The 26142-nt window shown below is 40.7% G+C and carries 29 protein-coding genes; 2 read left to right on the forward strand and 27 right to left on the reverse strand.

Translation table 11 applies throughout. The features are described from left to right. The 27 genes from AAE250_RS20185 to AAE250_RS20315 all read right to left on the reverse strand — a co-directional run bounded on the left by AAE250_RS20185 (position 1) and on the right by AAE250_RS20315 (position 24924). A complete protein-coding gene (locus AAE250_RS20185) occupies positions 1-3321 on the reverse strand; it encodes a hypothetical protein (protein WP_342289386.1) in 3321 nt (1106 codons plus the stop codon). Further along, complete coding sequence (locus AAE250_RS20190; protein ID WP_342289387.1) at positions 3305-3715, reverse strand: GPW/gp25 family protein; 411 nt, start codon at positions 3713-3715, stop codon at positions 3305-3307. The genes AAE250_RS20185 and AAE250_RS20190 overlap by 17 nt, the downstream gene beginning before the upstream one ends. A gap of 4 nt (positions 3716-3719) precedes the next feature. Beyond that, the gene (locus tag AAE250_RS20195) at positions 3720-4022 is read right to left on the reverse strand and encodes a PAAR domain-containing protein (RefSeq protein WP_342289388.1); all 303 of its coding nucleotides are present in this window, start codon (positions 4020-4022) and stop codon (positions 3720-3722) included. 40 nt (positions 4023-4062) lie between these two features. Further along, positions 4063-5856, reverse strand: a complete 1794-nt coding sequence (gene vgrG / locus AAE250_RS20200; protein WP_342289389.1) for a type VI secretion system tip protein VgrG — start codon at positions 5854-5856, stop codon at positions 4063-4065. Between the two features lie 18 nt (positions 5857-5874). After that, positions 5875-6561, reverse strand: coding sequence for a CIS tube protein (locus AAE250_RS20205; RefSeq protein ID WP_342289390.1), 687 nt, complete (start codon positions 6559-6561; stop codon positions 5875-5877). 7 nt (positions 6562-6568) lie between these two features. Further along, positions 6569-6739, reverse strand: coding sequence for a DUF5908 family protein (locus AAE250_RS20210; RefSeq protein WP_342289391.1), 171 nt, complete (start codon positions 6737-6739; stop codon positions 6569-6571). 6 nt (positions 6740-6745) lie between these two features. After that, the gene (locus AAE250_RS20215; protein WP_342289392.1) at positions 6746-7204 is read right to left on the reverse strand and encodes a phage tail protein; all 459 of its coding nucleotides are present in this window, start codon (positions 7202-7204) and stop codon (positions 6746-6748) included. 31 nt (positions 7205-7235) lie between these two features. Next, on the reverse strand, positions 7236-7688 hold the full coding sequence (locus AAE250_RS20220; RefSeq protein WP_342289393.1) for a phage tail protein: 453 nt from the start codon (positions 7686-7688) through the stop codon (positions 7236-7238). A gap of 39 nt (positions 7689-7727) precedes the next feature. Next, positions 7728-9221 carry a phage tail sheath family protein gene (locus tag AAE250_RS20225; RefSeq protein ID WP_342289394.1) on the reverse strand — a complete coding sequence of 498 codons (1494 nt, stop codon included), beginning with the start codon at positions 9219-9221 and terminating at the stop codon, positions 7728-7730. A gap of 48 nt (positions 9222-9269) precedes the next feature. Further along, positions 9270-10031 carry a hypothetical protein gene (locus AAE250_RS20230; protein ID WP_342289395.1) on the reverse strand — a complete coding sequence of 254 codons (762 nt, stop codon included), beginning with the start codon at positions 10029-10031 and terminating at the stop codon, positions 9270-9272. Beyond that, complete coding sequence (locus AAE250_RS20235; protein ID WP_342289396.1) at positions 10028-10570, reverse strand: Pvc16 family protein; 543 nt, start codon at positions 10568-10570, stop codon at positions 10028-10030. The genes AAE250_RS20230 and AAE250_RS20235 overlap by 4 nt, the downstream gene beginning before the upstream one ends. Positions 10571-10922: 352 nt before the next feature. Continuing rightward, the gene (locus AAE250_RS20240; RefSeq protein ID WP_342289397.1) at positions 10923-11777 is read right to left on the reverse strand and encodes a DUF4435 domain-containing protein; all 855 of its coding nucleotides are present in this window, start codon (positions 11775-11777) and stop codon (positions 10923-10925) included. 6 nt (positions 11778-11783) lie between these two features. Continuing rightward, the gene (locus AAE250_RS20245) at positions 11784-12719 is read right to left on the reverse strand and encodes an AAA family ATPase (protein WP_342289398.1); all 936 of its coding nucleotides are present in this window, start codon (positions 12717-12719) and stop codon (positions 11784-11786) included. Between the two features lie 2 nt (positions 12720-12721). Next, positions 12722-13078, reverse strand: a complete 357-nt coding sequence (locus AAE250_RS20250; protein ID WP_342289399.1) for an HNH endonuclease signature motif containing protein — start codon at positions 13076-13078, stop codon at positions 12722-12724. 157 nt (positions 13079-13235) lie between these two features. After that, the gene (locus AAE250_RS20255; RefSeq protein WP_342289400.1) at positions 13236-14183 is read right to left on the reverse strand and encodes an MraY family glycosyltransferase; all 948 of its coding nucleotides are present in this window, start codon (positions 14181-14183) and stop codon (positions 13236-13238) included. Positions 14184-14246: 63 nt separating this feature from the next. Then, positions 14247-15224 carry an NAD-dependent epimerase/dehydratase family protein gene (locus AAE250_RS20260; protein ID WP_342289402.1) on the reverse strand — a complete coding sequence of 326 codons (978 nt, stop codon included), beginning with the start codon at positions 15222-15224 and terminating at the stop codon, positions 14247-14249. A 9-nt stretch (positions 15225-15233) separates the two neighbouring features. Then, a complete protein-coding gene (locus tag AAE250_RS20265) occupies positions 15234-15554 on the reverse strand; it encodes a hypothetical protein (RefSeq protein ID WP_342289403.1) in 321 nt (106 codons plus the stop codon). Next, a complete protein-coding gene (locus tag AAE250_RS20270) occupies positions 15551-15742 on the reverse strand; it encodes a hypothetical protein (RefSeq protein ID WP_294599012.1) in 192 nt (63 codons plus the stop codon). The genes AAE250_RS20265 and AAE250_RS20270 overlap by 4 nt, the downstream gene beginning before the upstream one ends. Positions 15743-15825: 83 nt before the next feature. Beyond that, positions 15826-16656, reverse strand: coding sequence for a glycosyltransferase family 2 protein (locus AAE250_RS20275; protein ID WP_342289404.1), 831 nt, complete (start codon positions 16654-16656; stop codon positions 15826-15828). Between the two features lie 322 nt (positions 16657-16978). Continuing rightward, positions 16979-17944: a glycosyltransferase family 2 protein gene (locus AAE250_RS20280; protein ID WP_342289405.1), complete on the reverse strand. Its 966-nt coding sequence runs from the start codon at positions 17942-17944 to the stop codon at positions 16979-16981. Positions 17945-17967: 23 nt separating this feature from the next. After that, the gene (locus AAE250_RS20285) at positions 17968-19206 is read right to left on the reverse strand and encodes a hypothetical protein (protein WP_342289406.1); all 1239 of its coding nucleotides are present in this window, start codon (positions 19204-19206) and stop codon (positions 17968-17970) included. After that, a complete protein-coding gene (locus AAE250_RS20290) occupies positions 19172-20329 on the reverse strand; it encodes a glycosyltransferase family 4 protein (protein ID WP_342289407.1) in 1158 nt (385 codons plus the stop codon). The genes AAE250_RS20285 and AAE250_RS20290 overlap by 35 nt, the downstream gene beginning before the upstream one ends. Before the next feature lie 21 nt (positions 20330-20350). Continuing rightward, positions 20351-21355, reverse strand: a complete 1005-nt coding sequence (locus AAE250_RS20295; RefSeq protein WP_342289408.1) for a glycosyltransferase family 2 protein — start codon at positions 21353-21355, stop codon at positions 20351-20353. Between the two features lie 33 nt (positions 21356-21388). Further along, positions 21389-22132 carry a hypothetical protein gene (locus AAE250_RS20300; RefSeq protein WP_342289409.1) on the reverse strand — a complete coding sequence of 248 codons (744 nt, stop codon included), beginning with the start codon at positions 22130-22132 and terminating at the stop codon, positions 21389-21391. 235 nt (positions 22133-22367) lie between these two features. Next, the gene (locus AAE250_RS20305; protein WP_342289410.1) at positions 22368-23651 is read right to left on the reverse strand and encodes a lipopolysaccharide biosynthesis protein; all 1284 of its coding nucleotides are present in this window, start codon (positions 23649-23651) and stop codon (positions 22368-22370) included. Between the two features lie 10 nt (positions 23652-23661). Then, positions 23662-24732 (reverse strand): acyltransferase, encoded by a 1071-nt coding sequence (locus AAE250_RS20310; protein WP_342289411.1) that lies wholly within the window; start codon positions 24730-24732, stop codon positions 23662-23664. 9 nt (positions 24733-24741) lie between these two features. Next, positions 24742-24924 carry a hypothetical protein gene (locus AAE250_RS20315; protein ID WP_342289412.1) on the reverse strand — a complete coding sequence of 61 codons (183 nt, stop codon included), beginning with the start codon at positions 24922-24924 and terminating at the stop codon, positions 24742-24744. A gap of 155 nt (positions 24925-25079) precedes the next feature. On the opposite strand from AAE250_RS20315, the gene AAE250_RS20320 reads away from it, so the two are divergent. Together AAE250_RS20320 and AAE250_RS20325 are read left to right on the forward strand one after the other, a co-directional pair. After that, positions 25080-25694 (forward strand): BT4734/BF3469 family protein, encoded by a 615-nt coding sequence (locus AAE250_RS20320; protein ID WP_342289413.1) that lies wholly within the window; start codon positions 25080-25082, stop codon positions 25692-25694. Between the two features lie 56 nt (positions 25695-25750). Continuing rightward, a partial coding sequence (locus AAE250_RS20325) for a PriCT-2 domain-containing protein (protein WP_342289414.1) occupies positions 25751-26142 on the forward strand: 392 nt, incomplete at its 3' end.

The following is a 26142-nucleotide window of genomic DNA, read 5'->3' on the forward strand; positions in this document are numbered from 1 at the left end:
CTATTTTATCACAAACGTATTTTCTATTTCAAAATCTCCTATTTCAATTTCCTTACGCCACTCCTCCTCCGTAACAAGCTTTACGTAATGCCGGAGAGCAGGAACCAATATGCCCCAGGGAACGGAAGGAGCAATAACCAGATCTTCCCCGTCTGCCGAAATATACTCCCGAAGGCTATATCTACCTTCATCCGAAGAGACTACCTGCAATAACTTTATGCCATGTATCGCACTGACTCCCTTGCTTTCCTTTATCCGGCTCAACAAGTCGCGCATGGAAAACGAGTATCCAAAGACCGGCGTCTCTCCTATTTTATCCCATGGTGCAATACAAGCCCTCACTCCCTCGTGCACCTCCTGAATGGCAGTACCTGCCGCTTCACCGTTTTTCAGACTTATACCGCAGAATATGGTAATTTCTTCATAAACCGGATTAATCACATCTATCTTGACAAAAGGAGAAGAATACTGTCCCAGGCATTCCTCGATCCTACACAATAGTTCGTCCGTGCACAAAGGGTAAGAGTCTCCACTGCGCGTATGCACGGCAGCCAGAGTAACTAATGTATTTCTATCCAGTCGTTTGGCATCCATCCCCGGAAAGCATTTCACTTTTGCTATATCCGGAAACTCCTGCAACACCATCCGCTCATACTCATCCGGAAGCAGCAGGCGGTGCCGGTGTGCAATGCGTTCACTGACCCGGGTACGTACTTCAGCTTCATCCTCAGCCGAACGGGTTCCTACAAGAGGAGCTATCCTTTTGTAGCCAACCAGTCCGGGAACCGACAAACCGGTTTCTTCACTCATCTCCGGCTTTGCCTCTACAACATTCAAATATATCTCGCGCACATTAGAGCAATTTTCCAAATGGGCATGCACCGCCACACAAAGCCAAAATACGCCGTCCGAATCAGTCATATCCGACGTTACACAGAAAGGCAACTGCAACAGTACCGCCCCACTATGCATCAACCCGCCAGTATCGTCACGAAGAACACAAACCGCATCCATCTGTACCCAATGAGAAGCATCCTTGTAATACCAATCCGTACAAGGCAGCAAATCATGATCTATTTCCCGTTGCAACAATTCCATATCCAGGTACATGCCTATCAAATTCTCTCCCACAGCATCTCTGATTCCTATCATCAGATTGCCTTCATCTTCCGGACCATCCAGCAGAGCTACCGGATGACTATGATCGGCCAGCGGGTTATTCCTGTTCGATAAAGGCCGGATATGGGAAAAATGAAAACCGGAAGCACTCCCCACATTAAAGAAGTACTCTTCTTCCGCTACATATCCCAACTGAGGAGCATCCATCAGCAGGGACAAAGGAGTCTCCGGCAATAACTTCTTTTTCCGGGCATGACTATTATACATCATAGCTTCTGCAAACAACCTGTGATACTCATGCATGCCGAAGCCCATATCAGGTTCAGTCAACATCAAACGGTAAAAACCGGAACGTACATTCGACAGCTGGAATTTATCAGCCATGCCCAAAGGCAAAACAAAATTTTCCGAGACAGCGAAATGTATGTTGGTATGCTCTATCAGAGGATCTTCTTTTTGCGGCACCGGTTCAGCGGAAGTACGAAACAAAAAGCACGATTCAGAATCCGTCAAAGTCTTCCATCCCCTGCTCCGAAGCTGGTCTATCCGTCCTCTGAACGAACAGTTATCAATATCTTTGTCATAGGCTTGGTAATATTCCTTCAAACCGCCGTTACAAACCGGCAGATGTTGCCAGTTAAAAGTAAAATCAACCGTCTTCACCGGCTTGCATGCCATCTCATAGGAGCCAAAGGCCAACCAGGCTCCCTTCTCTCCTGCCGTGCCAAAAGGAGAAAATGCCTGATGCACATCTATATTTCCCAGATCATTATATACCTGAATATTACGGATACCCTGAACACTAACGTTTATTTTCACAGACCTGACAAACATCTTACGCGCCCACGAATACGGGAACAGCCAGGCTGTAGAGTTCACCAACAAACGGAAGGAAGGTTCCAGCTCTCCCTCCAAAGCAGCAACCGGAGGAAATTCTTCATCCAACCGGAAGATTAATCTGAGCCCTTCTTCTTTCTCAAAGCGGACGTAAAAGTTTTCTACGGTCTGTCCCCCGTCTGCTGTACTGACCCAAAGATGAAATGCATCATGAAGCACCTTGAACAAAGCTTCATCCCAACTTATCTCCTGCACCCGGGCAACTTGTCCTATCGTATCGTTCATAAAATCCAATGAGTCGGCCGTCAACACAAACAGCACATTCACCTCCCGCTTCCCCTCTCCCAACAGCAGCATAGGCGAGTGCAAGCTAAACCCTATCGGCACGGAAGCATAAGCCCTTTCCAACGTCATTCTCTGCTTCACTGCAGTAACATACCCCAAAGCAGCCTCAGGATAACGCTCCTTATTCTTCTCCACTATTATCATCTTTATCCCGGCCAATGACATCTGCGTCAACCTGATATCCGATAATAACTTATAACCGGGAATAAGCCCGTCTTCCTCCGCTTTCCAATAAGTATCTTTATGTAAAACCGTACCGACAGCTATAGCGGTACTTTCAAAAGCCAGCCAGGTAGTACCGTCAAATTGTTCCCGACGGGAAACCTTCAATATTTCTCCCAGATAGAACATGGGAAGAGCCCGCCAACGGGTATTAAAAGCAACAGCAATGTCCCTATAGTTATGCAGAAAAGCTACAATGATTGCCAGCGAAGGGTCCATCTTGCCGGAAGAATAGATTTCTTCCCTATACTGCTCACATTTGGATTGCAGCAAACGGACAGATGCCAGTAACAACAGATAAAAACGCCTGGGAAAATCATCTGCAAGCCCTTCTTCCTTACTCTTTCTCCTCGCAGTCAGCCATATTTGCCTGGGAGTCCCCTTCGGATAATTGCCATATTGCTTATAAAAGACACTGAACATCGGACTGATGTTCGTAGAGATCTGCCCGGATAAATCCTTCAAAAGAGCAATAGGCTTACCGGACAAACAAGCATACTCCAATCTTTTGCACCAGTCATCCATCTGTAAAGCCAGTTCATAAACAACCGGAACAAACGTCTCTGCTGTAGAAAACTGCACAAAAGCTTTTTCTGCCCCATCGGCATTGAACGATTCTATTTCGAGCAGTACAACAAGCGACTGAAACTTATAAATAGAGGGGAAATCGGACCGGTTGAGCGCACGGGCCAGCAATACTGAAAAGCGCTCTTCCAGTACCGACAAAGCAACCGGAGCCAAAGCTCTCTCCAGGCGCTTCTCCCTGCTCAACCCATCCAATTCAGAAATGTTCCTCATAATAAAATGGATATACCATATTGCCACGTGAGTTTGTCTGGCGTATAGTATATTCCAGCAAAATGTATAATTTTCCGTCCCTTTCTTCACTCATATCAAATGACACATTGGTCAGCTGGATACGCGGTTCCCAATAAAGAATTGCCTCCTCGATAGCAGCACGAAGCTGTGTACGCGCAGTCAGGTCCATATTATGGAAAACCAGATTGTGCAAATCGGTACCGAAGTCAGGGCGCATAATTCGCTCTCCTTTGCGGGTAGAAAGAATAACCCGCAAGCTTTGCCGGATATCTTCTTCCTCCGCTACCATCGAAGTAGGATTCACTCCCCCCTCAAAATTGGGAGGAAAAGCCCAACCACGACCTAAAAAAGAATTTTCCCTTTCTTCATTCATTCAGTTATCCTCCTATCTGAACTGTAGGACAACCTGCCACAATAGAACCGCCATGTGCAGTTATATCTCCCATGCGGGCAGCCGGTTTACCACATATCATCACTGTAGCCGATCCTTTGATAATAGAATCCGGAGGGCCCACACAAACACAAGTATCACCCATTACGGCGGCCGGCAGATGGCCTATCATCACCGTTGGTGCTCCCGGCCCTATAATTGGTCCGCCTACATGAGGTATCGGAGACGGCCAGGACGGTGTCTGCATAGGACAACTATGCATATCTGTCAATCTTGCTGCTGGAGGCATAAGTACAATTTTTTATCATTTATAATATAGTTATCGGTTCTCAATTTATCATTACCATAGCGCCCTTCACGGTTGTTTGTCCGGAAGCCGAAAGCTCTGCAGAGGCAGTGCCCGTCACCTTCAGCGTAGTCTGTGCCTTTACAGTCACATTCATGCCTTCAATCGCAGCATCTTGCTTTGCCTTTACCCCGACTTTTCCGGTAGCATCCAGTGTGATGTTTCCTTTAGCACTCATTTTGATATCTTTATTAGATGTAATCTGAATGCCATTTGCTCCCATTACAATCTCATTCTTATTCTGATCTTTCAATGCAATGGATTTATTGTTATCATCTATCACAATCGAATTTTTGCCGGGAGTAGTTATCGTGATCACTTTCTTTTCATCGTCCAGTTCAATCATCAACTTTTCCGGAGAAATGAAGGCACGCTTATAGTTGTCATCCGTTATCTCATAAGGAGGAACATGCTTTGCACTATACAGGCATCCCAGTATGACGGCTTGATTAGGATCATTATTCAGGAAACCGAGTATCACTTCATCCCCTACCGAAGGAATAAAGAAACTGCCGACTCCCTTTGAAGCTGCAAATTGTGACAGACGTGCCCAAACCGTATCCGGTTTTGTATTCAGCAATGGAATTTGTACTTTTATGCAATTGCCGGATCCTGGATCTCCCGCCAAAGCTTCTACTATACCTATATGAAGTCCTTCAATGCCCGGATACAATCCGGAAGCGGCAGGAGCCACAACATCCGTCTGCTGGGTGATGTTCATTGGAGAAATGCCCATCTCGACTTCGGTAGTCCACGAACCATCCACAACCCGGTGGGTCACTGCCCCGACGAATGCATTGCCATTAAAACGGGCTCCCAATCCCTGCAATTCAATGATGCATCCCGGCACGGCAGCTGCATTTCCACAAAAAGAGAACGAACCTCTGAAACGGGACAATCCGGTCTTCAGCAAAGTAGCATCGGACCATTCTTTCAACACTCCGCTATCTGCCAATGAATCTGTCTGCAAAGTGACGGTATCAGTACCGGCTGCAGAAGACAGATTTCCGGGAGTCAGGTTACCCTGGCTATTGAGGGAAGCCGGAGAAGAACTTTGAGCAACCACCTTCTGTGTCACCGGATTCCATCCTATACTCTCTACCGTGGTGAACTGATCTTCCGCATAAACCTCGCCATCAAAAGAAAGCAGGTCGGTTCCGTATTTCACAGTCAATACGGGAGCTGCCGATACTTTGGGCTTCTGAATTGTAACTTTGGCACCATCCGTAGTTACCAACATACCATACACATCTGCACGCGACAAGGCGAAATCCCAGTCCGTACAATAATACTGTACCAATTGGGTGTGTACAATCTTCGTATCATCCATCTTGACGGATAATCCACAATCACCCAAAGCAGTAACTACAGCCTGGCTATCCTTTTTATTTTCATAAACCCGGTTTTTCCGGGCTACCGTAGCTTTTATCGCCTCATCCCTGCATTCCACGACCAATACCGGAGAAATACTGTCATTGCCGGGAATGGATATCTTCTGCGATACGACAATGCCTTCAAAAACCTGCCTATTGTCCGATTCATATCCTAACTCTATTTTTATCTGCTGTCCCGGTTTAAAATCATTCGATTCACTTTCGGGCACATTCGCATTCGGCATATCGCCTGCAATAACTTTCAGCACAGCACGCCCTATACGGTTTATTTCCCGATGTACTTCTATCGAACGGAACTGATATGAATCACTCACTTTCTTGCCATTACTATAAACTGCGAACGTAACCAACCGTCCCGTATTCAAACTTGGAGAATCTGCCATCTTTGTTTCTTCTTTTTTTTAATTGTTAGACAATGGGGGAAAAAGCAACTGTAGTCCCGGCTCCAAATGCCGAAAACCAGTAAGGCCGTTTATGCGTGCCACTTCTGCACAGTAAGCCGCACTCTTATAAATATGCAGGCAAAGAGCCGGTAAAGTATCACCCTCCTTTACAGTCACCAAGTGCGAAAGGTCGGGAGAACTTTTGTTTTTCAACCTGCTTTGCGTAGCCTCGTCAATATACTTCAGCATATTCAGAGTTATCTTCGCCCGCAAGGGTTCACCTTCGGTATTGAAAAGCATATAACTGATATTCATGCTTTTCAACCGTCCCTTATAGTTCAGCGTTCCCCATGTTACGCTCAAGAAAGGAGGTTCGTGCGCATCTCCCACATAGGTATAGACTGTGGTCTCAAGAATCTTAATCGTCTCAGACAATGGCCTTACCTCTTCCGGACTCGGAGCATTCATCCAGTCCACCAATACCCCCGTGGTATCAAGGATAAATTCGAACTTAAGGTCCTCATCCTTATAGCCTTTATAAGCAGGCATGTTTCCTCCGTCCAAGGCTTTCTTCTCGTCATATTCAATTTGCTTGTTTTCGTCATAGTTGCCGGGATTTACCATCACCGTAAACTTATTGCCCGTTTCCGACGAGAATTTCTTGTCCGCATAAGCTATGATTTCCAATTTCTTCAGTCCGGCCATAATGCGTTTACCTGTCTTTTTTATATTTCCTTGTATGCTGCACCCGGACATCTTCTGCCAGTTCAGCAAGTATCTCCTGCTTCAGTGCTTTCAAAGCATCTTCAGCAGGTTGCGACCACTGTAGAGTTTTACGCTCCACAGTGGTCTTTACCATTACTTCTTTTATCACAATCGGCATATCCTATTACATTATCCGTCTATTAGTATCATACGCGAATTCAATGGTTTCCAAAGCCACTTCATTCTTCTTGGAATCAAATCCGGCAATATCCCATTTCACCGGATAAGCACCCTTTATATACCACGCGCATTGGGGATTTCCAGCAGCATCGAGCAGTTTCACGATCAAGTCACATGGTACAATCGCTGTATTAACCCCTTGGTGCATCACACTGTCAACCCATGAAGACAGGTCGCTCATAAATACTTCATGTAAAGGACGCTTACAGATAAAATTACCATGCTTCTGACGTACAGGAACGACTCTTTTATGCCCTCCTCCCATATCTATTTCTTGTGTTTCAAGTTCCATTGTCAAGCCGGAAACTTCCATAAAAGCCATATCTTTTATATCCAAAGGACCTACAAACTCTACTTGGAAATAAAAAGATACAGGTGGCGGTATAATATGATCTAATTCCATAATACGAATATATTAATTGTTTACAAGTAAATTAAGCATTCTCAATCACCAAGCCCTCATGAGCCATATCCAGCTGTTCTATGGCAACTTCGTTTCCGTCCGATTTCAGACTGACACCGGTCACCTTTGTCGGCCATGCATTAGTCAACTTCCATACCATAGTAGGGTTGCCTTCTTCATCGAGCAGACTGATAGTTACCGCTTCACGCTGGATGGTATTCAATTTGATCGTGTTGAACCAGTCGAACAACTTATTATCTTTTGCAAAGACTCCTTTCTTCAACTGTATATTGCTATACTTCTTGATACCCGGCATTTTGATAGTTGAAAACTGCGGACTGTTTCCATGACGGTATTCTATGACCTGCGCCTCGGCATCCAATCCGGAAACTTCCTTAAAAGCAATTTCACCCAAGCTGCCAATCTCTACTTTGAAATAAAACGCCGGCATAGGCCATACGTTATCTTGTTTTTCTCCTGCCATAATTTCTTAATTTTTAGTTTTCATTTTCTTTAATTCTCGTCAACTCTTCTGCATCTGTTGCTGGAAGGTGATCTCGATAAATTCAGCCGGGCGCACGATGGCAACCAATACTGTTACACGCAATATTCCTTCCAATATATCTTCGGGAGTCATCGTATCACCAAGTCCCACATGTACGCTAAAAGCATCATCAGGAGTAGCACCGGCAAGTCCGCCACGCTTCCAGATTCCGTTCAGGAAGTTCTGGATCATGCTTTTGATATTGATCCAGGTACCGGCCACATTCGGATCAAACACATACGCACGGGCAGCATTCTTCACCGATTCCTCAAGCATAATCATAGTACGTCGTACATTGATATAGCGCCAGTCAAGTGAGTTGCCATCCAGCGTACGCGCTCCCCAGACCTTGATGCCTTCTCCTACAAAAGTACGGATGGCATTGACAGCCTTACCACTCAACGGTACATTCAAATCTTCCTGTTCGTCATGAGTAATACTTACTGCAGGAGAAATCACCGAATTTACCGATACATTGGCGGGAGCCTTCCAAACACCACGAGTATTGTCTACCATTGTATAGATACCGGCCATGGCAGCAGAAGGTGCCAGGAGATTTAATATCCGTTTGGCTTCTTTCAACACTGCATTGTAAACGGAAGAAATCTGCGAAAGGGTTTTATTCAATGTATCTTGCTCAATAGCATCCAGTTCGGTACCGATCTTGTCAATCTGCTCCTTGATAAGCGCTTGTTTTGCTTCGGGTTGTTTCTTCAGTTCTTCCTCCAACAACGCTTTCAGAGATTCAGCATCGAAATTAAGGAAAGAAAGATCACGGTCCTGAACGATGGAAGTATTCACCCAAGGATAATAAGCCGCACCGAAGTCCAGGAACGAGCTTCCGATCTTTTCACGGAACTCATTCACCACGTCACCAGCCGGGTCACGTCTGTCCTTATATCCATCATAGATATCAAGGATAGCTATACGGTTGCGCATCTTGTAGCCACAATGGCTCAGCATCTCAGTCTGTACGCTGAAGCACAACTCCTTATCCTTAATGCCTACCGCCTCGGGACAAAGCACCATTGTCGGTTCCTGCTCTTTCAGAAGCGTTTCAATACCGGCCTTAAAGGCATCTGCACTCAGTTCTTCCGCTTTATAGTCACCTATGGATACAATGTAACACGGACCGCCGCCATTGCCGAAAAACATCAGCATCTGGTAGTAGAATGTAAACGGCAAACTGGTCTGTTTCACCATTACTTTCTTCTCTCCGCATACCAAAGTCGGATCTTCTCCTTCCTCAGCATCAGGCAAAGCAAACTGAGGTATAGGGGCTCCTCCAAAATAAGCATGATATTCCGCCATAGACGTAATGCGGAAAGGCTTGTTAAGCAAAGAGACATTGCCATTGACGGCCCTCTCTGTGTAGCCAATAAAGGCAGGCACTGCGGTAGCAACTTCTACTGCCGAATTCGGGAAAGCGTTTTTCTCTACGATATAAACGCCGGGTGTTTTCATTGATCCCATAAGCAAAGTAAGATTTAATTATTAATTAGGAAAACTATAATTATCAATTCAAATATAAGTAATAGTTACTACTGTATCTTCCTTCTCAGAGGGATAGTGCCCACAAACCGGTAAAGGCATGGAACGCATAAGCGGTCTTTTGATTCCGGAAGGCAATATCTCATACAGTGTAACTCTCTCCATTCCGTGTTCCTGAACTTTCAGAGGTATAACTGTCCTGAACTTTATCAATGGTAAATTTATTGGGTTGCTGGAATCTTCGCATTGAGTACAGCCAATCTCTTTATCGTCACGTCTTATCTCAAGTTCCAGCTTTCTGTTTATATTTCCATCACGCGGAATTAACCAATATTCCCAATAAAGACTTTTGGCTGTAAAAGTCAATTCAGTAACAGACATCTTCTCATAATTTACTCCTCTTAGCGAAACGACCAACCGGAAAAAGACATGCGGTTTAGAAGCCACCCTTTGACCGGGAAGTGTCTCCATATAAATATGTGTATCAGAGTCTACACCTACTTCTATCTGACGACAAGTGTTATTTGCCTGCCAATCCCATTGCGTATTATGAACCAGACTTTCATTCTCACAAATAAAGTCAAGCTCCAACTGATCCGAGTCATTTAATGCATCAGCATCAAAAGTAATCAGCCGCCAATCTGAAATTCCGGTTTGTAGCAGTCTGCATCCACGCCTACGTAACAACAATTCTGAATTCTGAGACAAATCCAGTCTTAATCCGGGGCAATTACCATCTCTATAAAAATCATGTCTGATTCGCAAATTCCAAATTTCCTTTATCTGTGTCATATCGGTTTTACATTATTTTGACTTCCGGATACTTCTATAGCTACACGTTTCACTTCGTCTGCATCAAACGTCAACCTTCTGATTTTACAGACAACCGACGGATAATACTTCCCTCCCATCTGTGTCCAGATATTACTTTGGTCTTGTAAGGTAGGAGATAGAAGTTCAATGGTGTATTTGTTGCCATCTGCCATAAATGCGGAAGTCGTTTGCAAGAAGGTGATAGCTTGAGAGAGGAAAGAAAGTCCTTCCTTGTATCTTTTGTCACTGAACACAGCGGCAATAAGTATATTCAAATTCGCACAAACCGGTGGAGACGAGATTGTCATGAAGTGTCCGGAGGCATGGGCCGCCGAGGTTGTCATCCCCTGAGTAGCTTCACGCTCCACACTCAACAGAGAGATCAGAATCTTGCACGGTTCTTCTTCTCCTTGAGTGCCGATTGCCCCTACTTCCACCAATCCTTCCGGTTGATGAAAGAAAGAAGCCATGTATTGCTCCATGAGTTTGGCGTATGTTGACAGTACCAGATATATCATATAGTCTTTAGTCTTACACACAAATTACAGAATTTCCCCATCAAATTTGTATGCATCATTTGTAATTTGTTTCGTTCAAATGTAAGCAGAATAAACGATTAAAACAATTCTTTTTTCTAAACGACATAAAACGCCCCATGAACGACATTTTTCAGCCTGTGAACGGAAAATTCAGTCTGCAGTAAACAGTCATTTTCCCTACGCTCTAAAACAAAAAAACAGCCCGCCATGGAGCTGTTTTCTAAAATAAGCTTATAAAGAGCTTACAATATTCTTATTCTATCTATTCCCGTTTTTCCAGTGGAGATACAGGCATCCCCATCCGCCATATTTCACTGATGCCATATTTCTATCAAACAGCAAGTCCGCGTTCCCTTGCCCAAGCATTTATAGTACAATATAAACGAGTAGAAAAAAAGTCTTCTTGCGAGTAAGCATTAAGCATACATTGAAGAATAGCTTTATTATTATATTCACGATAAATCATCATATTTGGAAGTAAGCGAATTATATCATGCCCGCGGCAAACATAAAAGTAAGGCTCTTCCTCTAACCGTTTCGTTAGAATGAAATTATTAAAATCTTCTTCCTCCACAAGTATTGGACATGTATTCTTGTATCTATCAAGCAGCCGTTCTTTATAGTCCGTATTTATGGAATGAGTACTAAAATTCCACACCAATGAGATTTTTGTCAGATTATCATGGAATGTACAAGACGTTTGATAGATTTCATTATAAATGCGTATGTATCCCAAATATCTTACAACATCGGCACACGCTTCTATTTTTTCAGGAAATGTATTATTCCAAGCTTCTAATGCCGCCTGCACAGAAGGAGCATTGAACATCATCATCTCGATGTCACGACAATCGGTCAAAAACACATTAGCCGGACAAACATAGTCAGTAGCATATCGGGTATAGTCACAATCACGAATACCAAATACCCGCGGATTTTCCTCTTCCACATAAAGTTCAGTTACGATTTGCTCTACGTTACGGCATCCCCTCTTGCCTTCTTCATCCTCAGAAGAGATTACTTTAACTACATCAACATTAAACATGCGTTCATAGATATCAACATCATCAGCGCCTTCGACTATACACCATACCCGCATAGAGCCTGCCGACGAACGCAAAGCCAACTTTATTATTCCCTTAGTAAAAGTAGGCTGAGCGATAGAGTTTCTTAAAGATTGGGGCATACTTTACTACAGATTAACCTGGGACTGCTCATACAGATCGACAGTCAAATCCCAATTCATATTAAAAATCTGTGGAGAATGAGTACTTACAATACATTGCAAATTTCTCAATGCTGTGATTGACCGTAAGTTAGCTAAATAATCCACCTGCCACATCTGATGAAATGAAATTTCCGGTTCATCTATCAGCACCAATGAGTCATCAGGAGCCATAAACAGTAATTCGAATGCCATGATAAGCATTTGTTGCTCTCCGGAGGAGAGTTTGTCTACAGCAAGAATAGTACGTTCTTCATTGTCCGCTATAAAACGATAACCATAACGTGAGTGAATTTGCATTGTTTTATGAGCAAAATCAGATCTTCCAATGATATCGCTAAATACTTTCAAGCGGTCGAGAAACGACTGATTCTCCGAATCTGTATTTTCCCTTAACAATTCTTTTAGTATATCTACATGCTTCTTCACAGTAGGTATCCCATCCGGAGTCTGCACACGGCCATCCCGAATGTAATAAAGAGGATGGGAAGCAAAATAAAGAGACAATCCTATATTCCCCAAATCTTCTTCACCGTCATCTTCCTCTTGACTATCCCACTTTATGGAATAGAGAAACCTCTCATTTCCGCTTTTTCTAAATTCTATGTCCAAATGCACATTGGCTAATGCTTGTTCGTCAGCATCTTCTTCGGCAGCATAGTCACGCCGCTGTACTACAGCAACCTCATAACCATCATCGAACGTGAGCAACAAATGTTTAAAAGGAATAACTGCCAATTCACGTATTTTACTCGTATATAGAGCATTCAAGATGTTCAGAATCGTTGTTTTTCCATATCCGTTAGGTCCTGTGATAAAGCGGATAGGCACATCATCTGGCTTTATTTCCAGTGTATAGGAATAAATATCAAACAATGACTCTATGGAGATGTTTTTTAGCATATTCAGGCATTATTATAAAGTTGCTTTAGTTTTTCGCGCAGTTTCTTATTAACGGTAAGATTTCGTTCATCCATAACATTTTCTCGTCCGTCATATTTCACCACTGCCGTATATGAAGGATAATCACTGGCCTTACTTAGATTGTTTTTATAGTGCAATGCCCTTAGATTCAGCAAATTGTCATCGCCTCCTAACGATATTGGCAATATATGATCTATTACCCATCCAAAAGGATTGTTTTTCCCAAATTTATCCCACATAATCAATGCCCCGCAAGCATCCTTGCGAAACATTGAATTGTCCAATCCATCCACAGAACGGGCCTTCTTCCACACCAATAACTTTATATCTTCATCCATTGTAGAACCTCCATGTTTGCGCAAAGATAGAATAATTTGCACACAAGAACAAGTCTAAGTACTCAATTTAGAGCATACACTTGATTTTAGGCACTATATCTGACTTATAATCCCGATGCCCCGGATGAAAGGCCAACGAAACGGGGGAATTTACTCATCAAGATTGATGCAACCCAAAATATTTCTTCATAAAGCAGATATAAAGAAGACTAAGCACTAGAATCGTCCCTGCCAAATACCAGTAACCATCGCTCAGACACATTATGTATCCTATTATTATGATTACTTGCACTACCATATAAACAAACGAAACCATTACATGAGGAACTTTCAACTCATTCGCCATTATCTGATACAAATGCTTCCGATGAGGTAAACCGATATTCTCATGAAGCAGCAGCCGATGAATGATAGTCAGAACACTGTCAACACCATAAACGGACAATAAGACAATCCAACTGAAATCCTCTGTCCGAATGATCAATTTACCAATCAGGAAAAGAAGAATGAAAGCGATACTAACAGAACCAACATCACCAGCAAAACACTTAGCTTTCTTACGGAAATTGAAGAAACAGAATACAAAGACAGAACAAAGAACCGTATAGATAAAGCCTTCTTCTACAAAAGGAATTATTTCTCTATTGATATAAGCCAGCGCAACAAGGATAACCAGAGAATAACCACCTGTGATGCCATTAATCCCGTCCATGAAATTATAAGCATTGATGATGCCTGTACAAACGATTAACGCAACTATTATCCACCACCAGGATAAAGAAAACAATCCCCACTGATAGAACATCAAAGCCATTGCTGAGAAATGGAACAGTAACCGTAACTTCTGAGAAGTAGAACGGATGTCATCCACAAAACTGATAAACGAAACCAAAGTTAACGCCAACATAAACCAAGGATATTCAAAACCACTCGTCAGAAAATAAGCCAATGCTCCGAAATAGAAGATGATTCCCCCACCCCGAAGAGTTATTCGTGTATGAGAACTACGCTCATTAGGTTTATCGATGATATTACATCTATCAGCTATCTTAAAATAAAAAAGTTCTGCCAAAAAGAGCAGAACTAATACGATCAAATAATACATTCAAATAAAGAGTTTACATACCATGCCTATTCATCCGCACGGCTAATTGTACATTGTAAATTGTCAAATTGTAAATGACCTGATTGTCTTCCTTATCCCATCTTCTGCCCTTACAGGCATCCGTTCAATGCCCAAAGCAGACTTGATCTTCGCATTACTCACCACATAGTTTTCCGTCAACTTACGCAAACGTTCCGTATTCAATGGTAAATGAAGCAAAGTACCCAATCCGGCACAACCTTCCATCATACGCTTATTCATCTTCCAGATATGTGGCTTGCGCCCCAACACCTCACACATCAGGGCTATCAATTCATTCGTAGACAAAGCTTCATCATCACCCATGTGATAAATGCCACTCGGAACATCCTTCGTCAACAATCCCTCCACCACATAGCAAAGATTATCAATCGAAGTAAAGGATCTCCTGTTCTCAAAGTTACCCAAAGGCCAGGGAATACCTTTCTTCACTACATTATAAAGCAAATTCAAATTCCCCTTATTGCCCGGACCATGAATCATACAAGGACGCAAGATATACACCTGCTTATCATCATCGCGCAGCTTTAATTTTTCATTTTTCATTTTTAAATTGCCGAGAATATAATTCTCTGCCGCTATCTTACTCTCCCCATAAGGTCCAACCGGTGTCGGTATCACTTCTTCCGTCAGCACATCCCCCACTACACTATCCGCAGCAGCCTTCACAGAACTAAAGAAAATAAACTTCTTCGCAGAAGATTCCAAAAAGAAATCAAATATCTTCTGAGTCAACCCGGTATTAATATCAAAATAAACCTGAGCAGCAGACTGATTCTTTGTATCATGAGCTTTTCCGGCCAAATGAATAATAGCATCCAACTTCGGAAGATTTTGCAGTGGAAAAGAAGCAGGCTCAATATCCTTCCAAGAAAAAGTCTGTATCACCCCTACCTTTTCAGGTGCCACAATATCCAGCCCATAAAGGCTATGATGTTCCTTTAGAGCAACAACAAGATTAGAACCCACAAAACCGTGGATTCCAGTAATAAGTATGTTCATGGAAATAGTCTATAAAATATACTGACCGGAAGCATGATTATTGGTAATATACCTGACAAAGTAAGATTCTTCTATGATGGAGAAAAACACATACCATGTTGTATTAATATTACGTTGATAAGTAATATAATACATGTCCTTACCATATCGTTCAAAAAAAGCAGGTGCTTTTTTCTTCAATTTAGAATGAATATTTTGTTGAATATCAGCAATTAAATCTTCCACATACGAAATAGCGAAAGGATAAGTACCCAAATACTCCTTTTCTATAAGTACTTCTATAAGTTCATATAAATCCTCTTCAACTTCAGGTGAAAATACAACTCTCATTTAAACAAAGCCTTTATACGAGGACGAAGTCTGTTCAATAATTCTTCACCTGAAATAGCACCTCCGATATCATCACGCTCCCCAATCGTAATACCGGAATTTATCTTGCATTTAGTGTAAGCAACCATAGGTTCGTTTACCTCCTGCCGCTTAGATTCCTGTTCTTTATATGCTCTAGATTTACTCATTCTGTTCAGCTATTTGCTACAAAGGTAATTTACAGTATTGAAATATCCTAATAATCATTCACATATTTGTGCTTTCAGATTTTCTACAAACTCGTATATGCGGCTATCGCCTTCCTGTTGATTTCCCTCCTTTCTTTATCAAAAAGCCAGCCCCATTTATTCAGATAATAAACAGCTGCCTTTACATGTATCAAAAACAAGCGCCAATTTTTATGTGAGCCCTTTTCAAAAGCATGGGTAACCGTTACCTCGGGATAATACATCGTCCGATATTTCCGATGAATTCGACGATTCAAATCCGTGTCTTCCCCATACATGAAAATCCCTTCATCAAAAACGCCGACTTCCTCTACCACCGATTTGCGAAGGAACATAAAGCAACCGGACAGGAAAGGGACATTCATCTCCCGGTCATAATCGGCAAAGCGCATTTCAAAATTATCATTTATACGCTTCTGCACCCACGGAAGCGGTATGAACATACGCCCTATCCAATCCATCGGGGTAGGCAGTAGTTTGCACAAATATTGCAAAGCCCCATTCGGATAAACCACTTTAGGGAGCACGTTGCCCACGTCAGGATTCGCCTCCATATAGTTATACAACCGTTCCAGCACCCCTGCCTCAAAATGAATATCCGGATTAAGTACTAAATGATATTTCCCCATTTTCTCCGGGCAACGCAATATCACATTATGACCGGCTCCGAATCCGTTATTGCTATTCATAAAAATGTACTCCCCCCGTTCATCTAACGTAGCCAACGATTTCAACTCGTCCGTAGGCGAATTGTCCACCAGATAAATCCGCACTTTCAAGTTTGTGTTCAAAAAGCTCCGAACAGCCTTTTCCGGCTCTTCCGGTTTGTTTTTATATAGCACGATGGTGGCGGTCAGTTGATATTGATTATTCATATTATAGTTATTGACATTCTATTTTACGGTATACACTATCTGAAGCCACTTTACAGAGGTTTCTTTTCACTGATTGCCCCAAAAGACCAGATGTATTAATTTTCATGTGATAAGATTCTGATGATCTGAAATAACAGGGTTCCATAGTCAGTACGTCCCCTGACAATTTCACAAAAGAATTTCTTCTGACAATCTAAGATAACTATACTGTTTACCAAACAAATGGCATCAATAATCGTTACCATGTTTCCGCTCCAAGTCTGAATAAATCATCCTTGAAGCCGCAACAAAAATAGGTAATTGTATGGAAGTGAATAATACGTCACTTTTGGACACTTACAAAATATTTATATCCTAAATATATAGGCTTTAACAGAATCATGAACAAAAGATATGGCAAGCGGAGTATCAAAGAATTCAAACTAAGATTTTTCGTATCAAAAAGTTGAATTTGTTTATAATAACTACGGCATTCTTCCTTACTTCCATCAAAATTCAGTAACAATAAAGCTGCATTGAGCCTATAAAAATCGAAATAACACTTAAACGCACCAAGATGCTGCAAAGGTATTTTACCTTCTTTTAAATCAGAATCAAAAATTCTGAACAACAGCAACATACTTTCAATTTTTTTAGAGGAATTAGGTTGAGTCGTAGTACTATTTGAACGTATTTTATAAATATAGGTTGGTTGACTCACCACACTAATCGCGCCGCACTTTTGAGACAGTTGATAGCACCATAAAACATCTTCAAAAATCATCCCTTCACGAAATGTAAAAGCATACTGTTCCAACCACGTTCTTTTATACAATTTGTTACAAGCACTACAAAGCCACTTCCGTTGTAAAAATGACTTAAAAGGAACTGTTGTATTTATAGTTGAATCGATGACATTTATGTGTAAACTTTTAGCACCCTCCAATTGGATATTGCCCACTGTAAAATCTGATTGCTTTTGTTCCATAGCTTGTACATGCAGAGCAATACAATCAGGTCTTATTTCATCGTCACTATCCATAAAGAACAAATAGTCACCTTTAGCAACACGCATCCCAGTATTCCGAGCAGCAGATAGTCCTTTATTGTGTGTATGATGTTCTATCCTGATTTGCTCTTTACGAGTACTATTTTCCACCATCTTACACACTATTTCCATAGACTTATCTGTACCACAATCATCCACCAATATAAATTCAATATTCTGATAAGTCTGATTCAAAGCAGAATAAAAAGAGGCTTCTATATAAGACTCCACATTGTAAATAGGTATAATAATCGAAACCATAACTATAATCTTTATCTGATTTTTTACACCTGAAGCATTTGCCGACGATAGCAAATAATGAAAAGTAATAAAAAAAAGGAATTCAAATCAGCCAATCCCTTAAATCCTAACACGACAAGATAAATAAATGAAAAAATAAGATATTTATTCTGTAAAGGGGTAATGCCCAATTCCCTAATTCGCCGAATGATATACCAAGAAAAATAATAAAAAGCTAACATGATGGGGATTCCTCCGTAAAAAATAAGCCGGTAAAAACCTATATCAGTTCCCATATAATATCCTCCACCAGGCATATTATACCGACCATCACCTATCAACCAAGTCTTCATTGTAGTGGGCATAATAGAATACATCCTTTTTAAATCGTTAGTAGATGCTGACTCAAAGCTACCTGTTTCATCCATATTATACCAGAATTCAAAAGCAAAGCGGAGTAATTGTTCATCAATCACCGCAAACGACACAGCCAGCACCACTACCATCATCAGAACCATCAACACTCCCCATTTAAACTTCATGCGAATAGTGGGAATATGTAATGGTCGCCATAAAGCCAACAGCAATATGCTAATAGCAAATCCCACAATTGTAGTACGAGCCATCAACATACCAATCAAGAAAATAAACATATAGATAATCGACCAACACCATATATGTTTGAGCCTGCGAGCTAAGTAAAGATAGATAATCGTAATCATTGCCAGCCCATTGATTACACCTGCACCAAAAAAAACGATACCCAACCCCATCAAGCGAAAGCCTTGCAGCCTTTCCACTCTACTATCATCAACAGGAAGAGGAAAAATGGTATTCAATACAGCATTTAATTCCGGTGACAAAAACATCACCATAGCTAAAAAAGACTGCAAGCAAACAGTCCAAACAAATAAATATAGCACTATAGAGAAACAATCTTCCTCTTTCATTAAATTAGGGAATACCAGAGTAAAAAGGTAAGCCGCCATAAAAATCAAAAATACCGATATTACATAAGAGGCAAAGAAAAAGTCAAAAGTGTAATTTAACAAAGCTGAACATATTGAAATAATAACGATAAATGCAGCTCCTTTAAATATAGAAAATAATGAAGGGAAAAAGCGAAATCGCATAAAGCACAACAAAAAGCCCAATACTCCCAATATAACTCGAGTAGAGAAAGGAATGCCAAAAAAATATAATGGATAGATATAAAAGAAAAGGAATAGGAACGGTAAGAAGTAGAATTTAATGTTTGCAAGCATACCTATATAATTTTTCATATTCACCTACCATACTTTCTACTGAAAAGTCGAGACTTCTTTTACGAGCAGCCAGACCTAACTGCTTCCTCAGTTTTTCATCATTGATAAGTAGTTTTATTTTTTCCTCCCAATCTTTAAGATCAGATAGTGGCACAATATAACCTTCTTTACTGGAAGTAATTACTTCCTTAAAAGAAGGTAGTTCTGAAGCCAAAACAGGTAAATATGATGCCATTTTTTCTATCAAAGATAAACTAAACCCTTCATAATCTGACGGAAAGAGTGCAAAATCACAAACAGACAAAATATGAGCAACTTCAGATGAACGTCCCAAGCAAAGTACCTCATTAGATAGATTTTTCTCTTTTATCATCGCCTTTACTTTTTCTATGTTATCGCCATCTCCCACCAATACAAGCTTTGCAGTATTCACTTTCTGTACTTTCAACCGGTTCCAAATATCCAATAATAAGAAGTGATTCTTTCCATCTACCATCCGAGCCACGTAAACCACAAGAAGTTTTTTATTATCCAATAATTTACGGCGAAGATTATCATTATGATTTTGAGAAAAAAGAGATAAATCCACACCATTGTATATCATACGCACCCCTACCGCTGTCCGAGAAAAATGGCACAACGCTATCTGATACACCTGTTCACTGATACCAACCACATAAGTAGTATTTAGAGCTGTAGCCTTTTGTTCCACCCACAAACGGAATCGGTCAACATACCTACGAGATGTATAAAATAAACCACTAGTATGAATGGTCTTTACTACCTTAGTTTGCTTAGAATAAAAGTGCACAGCCAATGCAATAAGTAAATACATAGAAAAATAAGCATGTACGTGTACCACATGCGGTTGTTCACACCTCAACCATTTTCCCAATTTCAGTAATAAAGAAATACCCTTAAAAAACAATGATATTCCTCTTAACTGTCGAGTTTTATATCCCATCGTAACCACTTTAACTTCAGGAGGAAGATTATTAGCCATTTCCATATCAGTTGAAAGAGAACACGCTATTACATCAAAACGTTGAAAGTCAATGTAACTACACAACTGCGCCATCATTGTCTCAACTCCACCCACCTCAAACGATTGATTTATCTGAACCACTTTTATTTTATCCATATCATTGTTAACTCAAAGTCACTACTTGCTCATTATCACACGCATTGTAGTAGATAATAAAGATAAAGCGCCACAAAAAGCCTGAAATCGTACTAATAATGAATTTTGTCTTGATTTTAGACAAGACAAATAAGCTCTGCAACGATAATATGCTATACATTTCTTTAATACCTTTTGATTAAATTGGGCATTTTCTTTATTTTTCGATATAATTTCTTCAGATGCTTGAGTAATATATCTAAAATCTTTGGCAGAAGTTTTCAGCCTCCAATTACCCATAAAAAACCTTAGATTAAAATTATTCCAACTATTTTGGTTCAAATAGAAAGAGCTGTATAATGAGGATAACTGTTTCAACTTTTCAATCTTTTTATAGTCATTTTGAGTTGATGTAACTTGTAAGCTATGGTGTCTGTAACGAAGCAGCACATCTGGAAGATTAGCAAATTTATATCCAGCAATAGCCATACGAGTCCAATACTCTACATCTTCCACGGGCATCATATCAGCATACCCACCCAACGAATTATAAATACTCTTTCTAAACATCACCGTAGGGTGAGCAAAGCAAGAATCGAAAAGTAACAAAGTCTTAAGGGCTTCATCAGACAAAGGGTAAGAGATATGACCAGTCTGCATGCCATGCTCGTTTATCACATCACATTGCCCCCCACAAATAGCTATTTGCGGATATGCTTCTAAGAATTTCACTTGTTTCTCTATTCTATCGTGAACAGCAATATCATCTGCATCCATACGGGCTATATATGTACCAGAAGTATGTTCCAAACCTACATTTAAGGCAGCAGCAATCCGCATATTAATAGGATTACTATACACCCGTATACGATTATCAATAACTTCAAACTCACGAAGCATTGAGAGTGTATTATCCTTAGAACAATCGTCAATACACAAAATTTCAATATTTGAATAGGTTTGATTAATTATAGAATCAATCGCCTCTCTAATATATTTTTCTGCATTATAGCATGGTATAATGACTGATACTAAAGGTGAGTTCATATTCTTACAATACTACATAAACTATTAAACCTGTCATTTTCCCCAATAATACTCCACAATCTCCTGTTGTTCATCAGAAATAACTGTAGTATATGTACCAAATAGCCTCTTGAAGGTAAACAGTCGTTTTTCATAAATACCTTTATTACAGTTTTGCATTTCTTCCTCAACCTTATCGCCTGCCCAAGAGATATCCTGTAAGAAAAGATAATGAGGTTTTCCCAGTGAGATACAATAGCCTAAATGAGTACCTAAAGTATTAGACATAGTCATATCCGAAAGCCAAATCAGGTCTTTTAATCGAGAGAGAAAATACGAATCACTACGATGACCAGCTGTGACAACTGTAAATCCACAATCAATATATTCCTTTTCTCTATGATCAAGAATATCCTTCCAATACAGGCATACTAAAACATTATCAAACTGTTTTGCCCGATTTTTTATCTCATTGATAAACTGCCTTCCATTGAACACCGCATCCACTCCTTCAATTGAATGTGAGGGAAAAACGAGTAAAACCTTTCCCAATCGCTTCTTAACCTCCTGTCTCTTGTTACTAGAATAAAAATAATTTGCGTATTTAATAAAAGGTCCTATTGCTATACAATTATATCCATGACTATTTAAAAAATCTTTTCTTTGCTGTCCCATAGTAATAATCACAACATCTCTACAAAATTTTAATTCCGAATCTCTTAAATCATCACTCCAAAAAATCCCATGTTCAACGACATATTTACGTGGAAGCCACCACCTATGAAATTTCTTTTTCAATGATTTATGAATGCCATAGAAACGATTTGCAGGATAAGAAAGAAGAATGGGTACCTGAAAAAATTTGCTCAATTGTATATAATTAAAATAATCAAAGTTTCGCCGACGAAAATTCTCGTAGAAATAGTTCAAGCTCCTACACAATCTGACAAAAAAAGAGCAGGATTTATAAAATAAATTCCCCATAAAACAATTTTATTTTTTACATTTACAGAATCCCACATTACAAAACAAATCAATCACCATTTGGCTTAACACAAACATTCAGCATCCTTCTTGAATACCCATATACCCCCATAAATATCAGCATATTACTAAACAACGAAATATATGCCGTATAAATCACTCCGTATTTCGTCAACAAGAATGATAAGAAGCAATGCAACAATGAACAAGTAAAAGTGATATACATCAATTTTTTTGTCTTTTTGTAGAAGAACAATATATTGACATACACCAAATAAAAGCATTGAAACATGGCACCGCCACACAACGGAAACAAATAGATGATACAGTCACTATATTTCGGAAAGACTAAAGGAATCAGCATGGAAGCAAATAAACAGACAGCCAAAGTCAGAAGCAAGTAAACACTAAGCAAATAGCGGCAATTACGCCGAAGTATTCTCATACTGTCGGCATCTGCCGTAGCTAAGGTCTTATAGATGTTTACAGAATAAGACGCATTGAAGGCGGAACCTATAATCTGTATGATATTGGCAAAATTGTAAGCAAAACTAAAAAAACCAACGGCCGACTGCACAAAGAAAGCATTGATGATATATCTGTCCAATCCTTGCCGCAACCAAAAAGAAGTACTGTGAGGTATCAACGGTAACCCGAATTTATACCCCTCTATAAAGTCTTTCTTCAAGGGAAATACACGCTTTAAATAGCCTTTCTTTACCAAAACGATGAAAGCAATAATCGAAAACAACACACACGTTAGTACTTGTGCATATACACGTCCTTGCCAATCCAGCTTCATCAGTGCCACAAACAAAACAGTGAGTACCAGGTTGGAAATGACCATCAACATGGAGAACACACCGTACCTCCCCACTTTCTCCTCCAATCGCCAAATATCCAGTAAGGACGAACTGACTACTTGCAACAAACATACCGATATGGCACAAAATTGAAACGCTGTGTCCAATCCCATCCAATCCTCAAACTGAGATTTCATCAAAAACATACCGGTGAGAAAAAAGAGGTAAACGAGCAACGACGTTATCAAAGTAACGTTCAAAAATCTTTGAATAACATCTTTGGATGCAGTGAAGAAATTCACCCCTATCATTCCATTCGTATTCAAGCAAATAAAAATGGAAAGCAAGGAAATCATAGTTGTAAAAAGACTGAGCTGCCCATACGACTCCGGCTGTACATAACGCGCCATCAGCATCATGATGAGGAAACTTATCCCACTATTCAGAAAAGAGAACAGCGAAAAGAAGATTCCATTGCGGAAACTCTTGTTCCGAACGATACGAGAAATAAGATGTCGGATATTTATCATTTTACAAAAACTAAATTCCTCTTTTCCATCTCTTCCACCCAATCACCGGCAATATGCTCAATGCTACAGTAAGTACCACCGTCAATACAACGCAAACATATTTATCGCCCACCATAGCCATGAGTCTTCCTTGCGGGAAAAACGTGAACACAAACATCTGCAAAAGAAAAATCTCATAAGAGTATTTTCCCATCAAACAGATGAATAACTTCAATTTCTCATTTAAATGATTATAGCAGAACTTCAAAAAGAACATAAAAAGATAGGTTACATAAAAATAACATATCCAATGATTTATCCTCCAATCGGTCTGAAAGAACAGTGGTTCTAAATTGATAGAAGTATAAGTAAACAGCAGAATGAAAACAATACTAATTACAGAAAGCAATAAAGTGTTTCTATTCAAATGAATACCTTTCGTCACCCACGAATATCCCAGATACACCAGGAAGAAATATCTAAAAAACAACAAACGGTAAAGCCATTCGGGAATATGAGTATAGACACACATCCATTCCAACAAGCAGCTCAGCATAATCATTAGCAAACATATTTTACCCACCCCTACACGTTTTTCAAGCTTCCGGAACAAAGATGCCAGCACCGGCAAGATGAAAGCGAACTGGACATAGATCCAAACGTAATAAGAACCGGGGCCAATGCCGCCGGAAACAGCAACCGACTTCAGCATGGAAACAGGATCACGTCCGAACACTACAATTAGCAAAAACAGTTCGACCAACAGCCAAATGAGGAAGGGCCTGAATATCCGGGAAAACAGTTTCCTGAAGCGCGGCATCCCGACCGCCTTATCCATCCCGCATTTATAGACATGAAATGTCTGTATCAACAAAAACAGAGGGACAGCCTGTGCTCCCCAAAGGGAAAACAACATATATTCTTGCCATGGCAAGCAGTGAGTCAATATCACAAAAAATATGCAAACACCTTTGAGGTAGTCGATGTAAGGATCATATCCTTCTTTCTTTAAGGTGATAACTGGACAACTATTTCCTTCTCTGCCTAACCCTAAACCATTCCTCCAGCCACTCATTAACCGCCTGCTTAATTTCTTCATCATCCAGATCCTCTAAAAACCAATAAAGCAGCGATTCGTAAGCACTAAGTCTGGCATCACGCCTTTTTTTATATTAGCATACGTTTTTGTACTAATATGAGCCTCAGAAGTAAGGTCTTCAATAGTAATCTGATTTTTTCTGCGCAAACCTTCGATGAAAGCACTCAACAAAGGATGCATACAATTTTCATTCATTGTTATTATTTATTATTTAATTTATGTAAAAACAGCAATTTCTTACGTTATAATATGTTCCCCAACCTTTCGTTCCTTTAAAATCTTTTCCGTATACGGAAAAGATTCAATGAAAAAAGCAGCCTACCTTCGGCGAAAATTTAAGAAATAACATAATGAAAAACATTATCAAAATGTCGCTATTCATGCCCCCTATCTCACCGATAAAGGACAAAACCACCGGAAGAACCCTGAAAAGCGCCACAATGACTCCACTGCGAACAGTGGAACTGGGCGAAGTATACAAACTGATCACTTCCAATGAAAAGCTCGCCGCACTGACCCTCGAAGTACGAAACGCCTCACTACAAGGCGACATAGAAACCTACCGCCGCCTGAAGCAGCAAACACTTCCCTACGTGACACCCTGCGGAGTTTTCACCCGTCGACGAAGCGACTGCCTCGCAGAATCATCCGGACTGGTAGTAGTAGACATCGACCATCTCGATTCTTCCAAAGAAGCAGAAATCTTACGACAAGAATTATTCGATGATCCCTATTTAAGCCCCGCACTGGCATTCATCAGTCCCAGTGGGTTAGGCGTAAAAGCCTTCATTCCTTACCCCTCCGGGCAAAGCACCTCCGAAGGATTCCGCTGGGCCATGAACTACGTACATTGCATGTACGATGCCGACCACCAGCAACCCGGGAAAGGAGTAGACACGTCAGGAAAAGATCCGGTACGGTCCTGCTTCCTATGTCACGACCCAGGAGCACGACTTAGGGAATGAAAAGTTAAAAATGAAATATGAAAAACGAGAATTATAATTTACACTTCTAACAACCAATGGAACCATTATCATCATTACACCTTCTGACCGAAGTCGTCAGGAGTGCAGGAGCCGACATCGCTCCCACTTATCAAGAGTATATACAACTGACCTTTGCCATCGCCAACGACTGCGGAGAAGCAGGCCGTTCTGATTTCCTGACCTTATGCAGCCTCTCGCCAAAGTACGACTCAAAGGCAGCCAACAAACTATTCAGTAACGCACTGAAGACCGGCCGAAACGACGTGCACATAGGCACTGTCTTCAATTTGGCCGATCTCTGCGGCGTGAAAATCAAAACCGAAAACTCATCCGCAGTTGGTACACTTGGTACACAAGGTTCACCCGGTTCTTCCGCCTCACACACACGCGCACGCGAGGAAGACGAGGTACCGGACAGCGCACCGCG

It is taken from the genome of Bacteroides sp. GD17 (genome assembly GCF_038448625.1).
Classification (GTDB): Bacteria; Bacteroidota; Bacteroidia; order Bacteroidales; family Bacteroidaceae; genus Bacteroides.

Coding starts and splice junctions, on each gene's coding strand:
- AAE250_RS20320 (WP_342289413.1), top strand. CDS start 25,080: ATGAAAAACATTATCAAAATGTCGCTATTCATGCCCCCTATCTCACCG.
- AAE250_RS20290 (WP_342289407.1), bottom strand. CDS start 20,329: ATGGATAAAATAAAAGTGGTTCAGATAAATCAATCGTTTGAGGTGGGT.
- AAE250_RS20310 (WP_342289411.1), bottom strand. CDS start 24,732: ATGATGAAGAAATTAAGCAGGCGGTTAATGAGTGGCTGGAGGAATGGT.
- AAE250_RS20270 (WP_294599012.1), bottom strand. CDS start 15,742: ATGAGTAAATCTAGAGCATATAAAGAACAGGAATCTAAGCGGCAGGAG.
- AAE250_RS20240 (WP_342289397.1), bottom strand. CDS start 11,777: ATGCCCCAATCTTTAAGAAACTCTATCGCTCAGCCTACTTTTACTAAG.
- AAE250_RS20305 (WP_342289410.1), bottom strand. CDS start 23,651: ATGATAAATATCCGACATCTTATTTCTCGTATCGTTCGGAACAAGAGT.
- AAE250_RS20185 (WP_342289386.1), bottom strand. CDS start 3,321: ATGAGGAACATTTCTGAATTGGATGGGTTGAGCAGGGAGAAGCGCCTG.
- AAE250_RS20190 (WP_342289387.1), bottom strand. CDS start 3,715: ATGAATGAAGAAAGGGAAAATTCTTTTTTAGGTCGTGGTTGGGCTTTT.
- AAE250_RS20235 (WP_342289396.1), bottom strand. CDS start 10,570: ATGATATATCTGGTACTGTCAACATACGCCAAACTCATGGAGCAATAC.
- AAE250_RS20230 (WP_342289395.1), bottom strand. CDS start 10,031: ATGACACAGATAAAGGAAATTTGGAATTTGCGAATCAGACATGATTTT.
- AAE250_RS20205 (WP_342289390.1), bottom strand. CDS start 6,561: ATGGCCGGACTGAAGAAATTGGAAATCATAGCTTATGCGGACAAGAAA.
- vgrG (WP_342289389.1), bottom strand. CDS start 5,856: ATGGCAGATTCTCCAAGTTTGAATACGGGACGGTTGGTTACGTTCGCA.
- AAE250_RS20315 (WP_342289412.1), bottom strand. CDS start 24,924: ATGAATGAAAATTGTATGCATCCTTTGTTGAGTGCTTTCATCGAAGGT.
- AAE250_RS20285 (WP_342289406.1), bottom strand. CDS start 19,206: ATGAAAAATTATATAGGTATGCTTGCAAACATTAAATTCTACTTCTTA.
- AAE250_RS20265 (WP_342289403.1), bottom strand. CDS start 15,554: ATGAGAGTTGTATTTTCACCTGAAGTTGAAGAGGATTTATATGAACTT.
- AAE250_RS20225 (WP_342289394.1), bottom strand. CDS start 9,221: ATGGGATCAATGAAAACACCCGGCGTTTATATCGTAGAGAAAAACGCT.
- AAE250_RS20280 (WP_342289405.1), bottom strand. CDS start 17,944: ATGGTTTCGATTATTATACCTATTTACAATGTGGAGTCTTATATAGAA.
- AAE250_RS20245 (WP_342289398.1), bottom strand. CDS start 12,719: ATGCTAAAAAACATCTCCATAGAGTCATTGTTTGATATTTATTCCTAT.
- AAE250_RS20250 (WP_342289399.1), bottom strand. CDS start 13,078: ATGGATGAAGATATAAAGTTATTGGTGTGGAAGAAGGCCCGTTCTGTG.
- AAE250_RS20220 (WP_342289393.1), bottom strand. CDS start 7,688: ATGGCAGGAGAAAAACAAGATAACGTATGGCCTATGCCGGCGTTTTAT.
- AAE250_RS20210 (WP_342289391.1), bottom strand. CDS start 6,739: ATGCCGATTGTGATAAAAGAAGTAATGGTAAAGACCACTGTGGAGCGT.
- AAE250_RS20295 (WP_342289408.1), bottom strand. CDS start 21,355: ATGAACTCACCTTTAGTATCAGTCATTATACCATGCTATAATGCAGAA.
- AAE250_RS20255 (WP_342289400.1), bottom strand. CDS start 14,183: ATGTATTATTTGATCGTATTAGTTCTGCTCTTTTTGGCAGAACTTTTT.
- AAE250_RS20275 (WP_342289404.1), bottom strand. CDS start 16,656: ATGAATAATCAATATCAACTGACCGCCACCATCGTGCTATATAAAAAC.
- AAE250_RS20260 (WP_342289402.1), bottom strand. CDS start 15,224: ATGAACATACTTATTACTGGAATCCACGGTTTTGTGGGTTCTAATCTT.
- AAE250_RS20215 (WP_342289392.1), bottom strand. CDS start 7,204: ATGGAATTAGATCATATTATACCGCCACCTGTATCTTTTTATTTCCAA.
- AAE250_RS20195 (WP_342289388.1), bottom strand. CDS start 4,022: ATGCCTCCAGCAGCAAGATTGACAGATATGCATAGTTGTCCTATGCAG.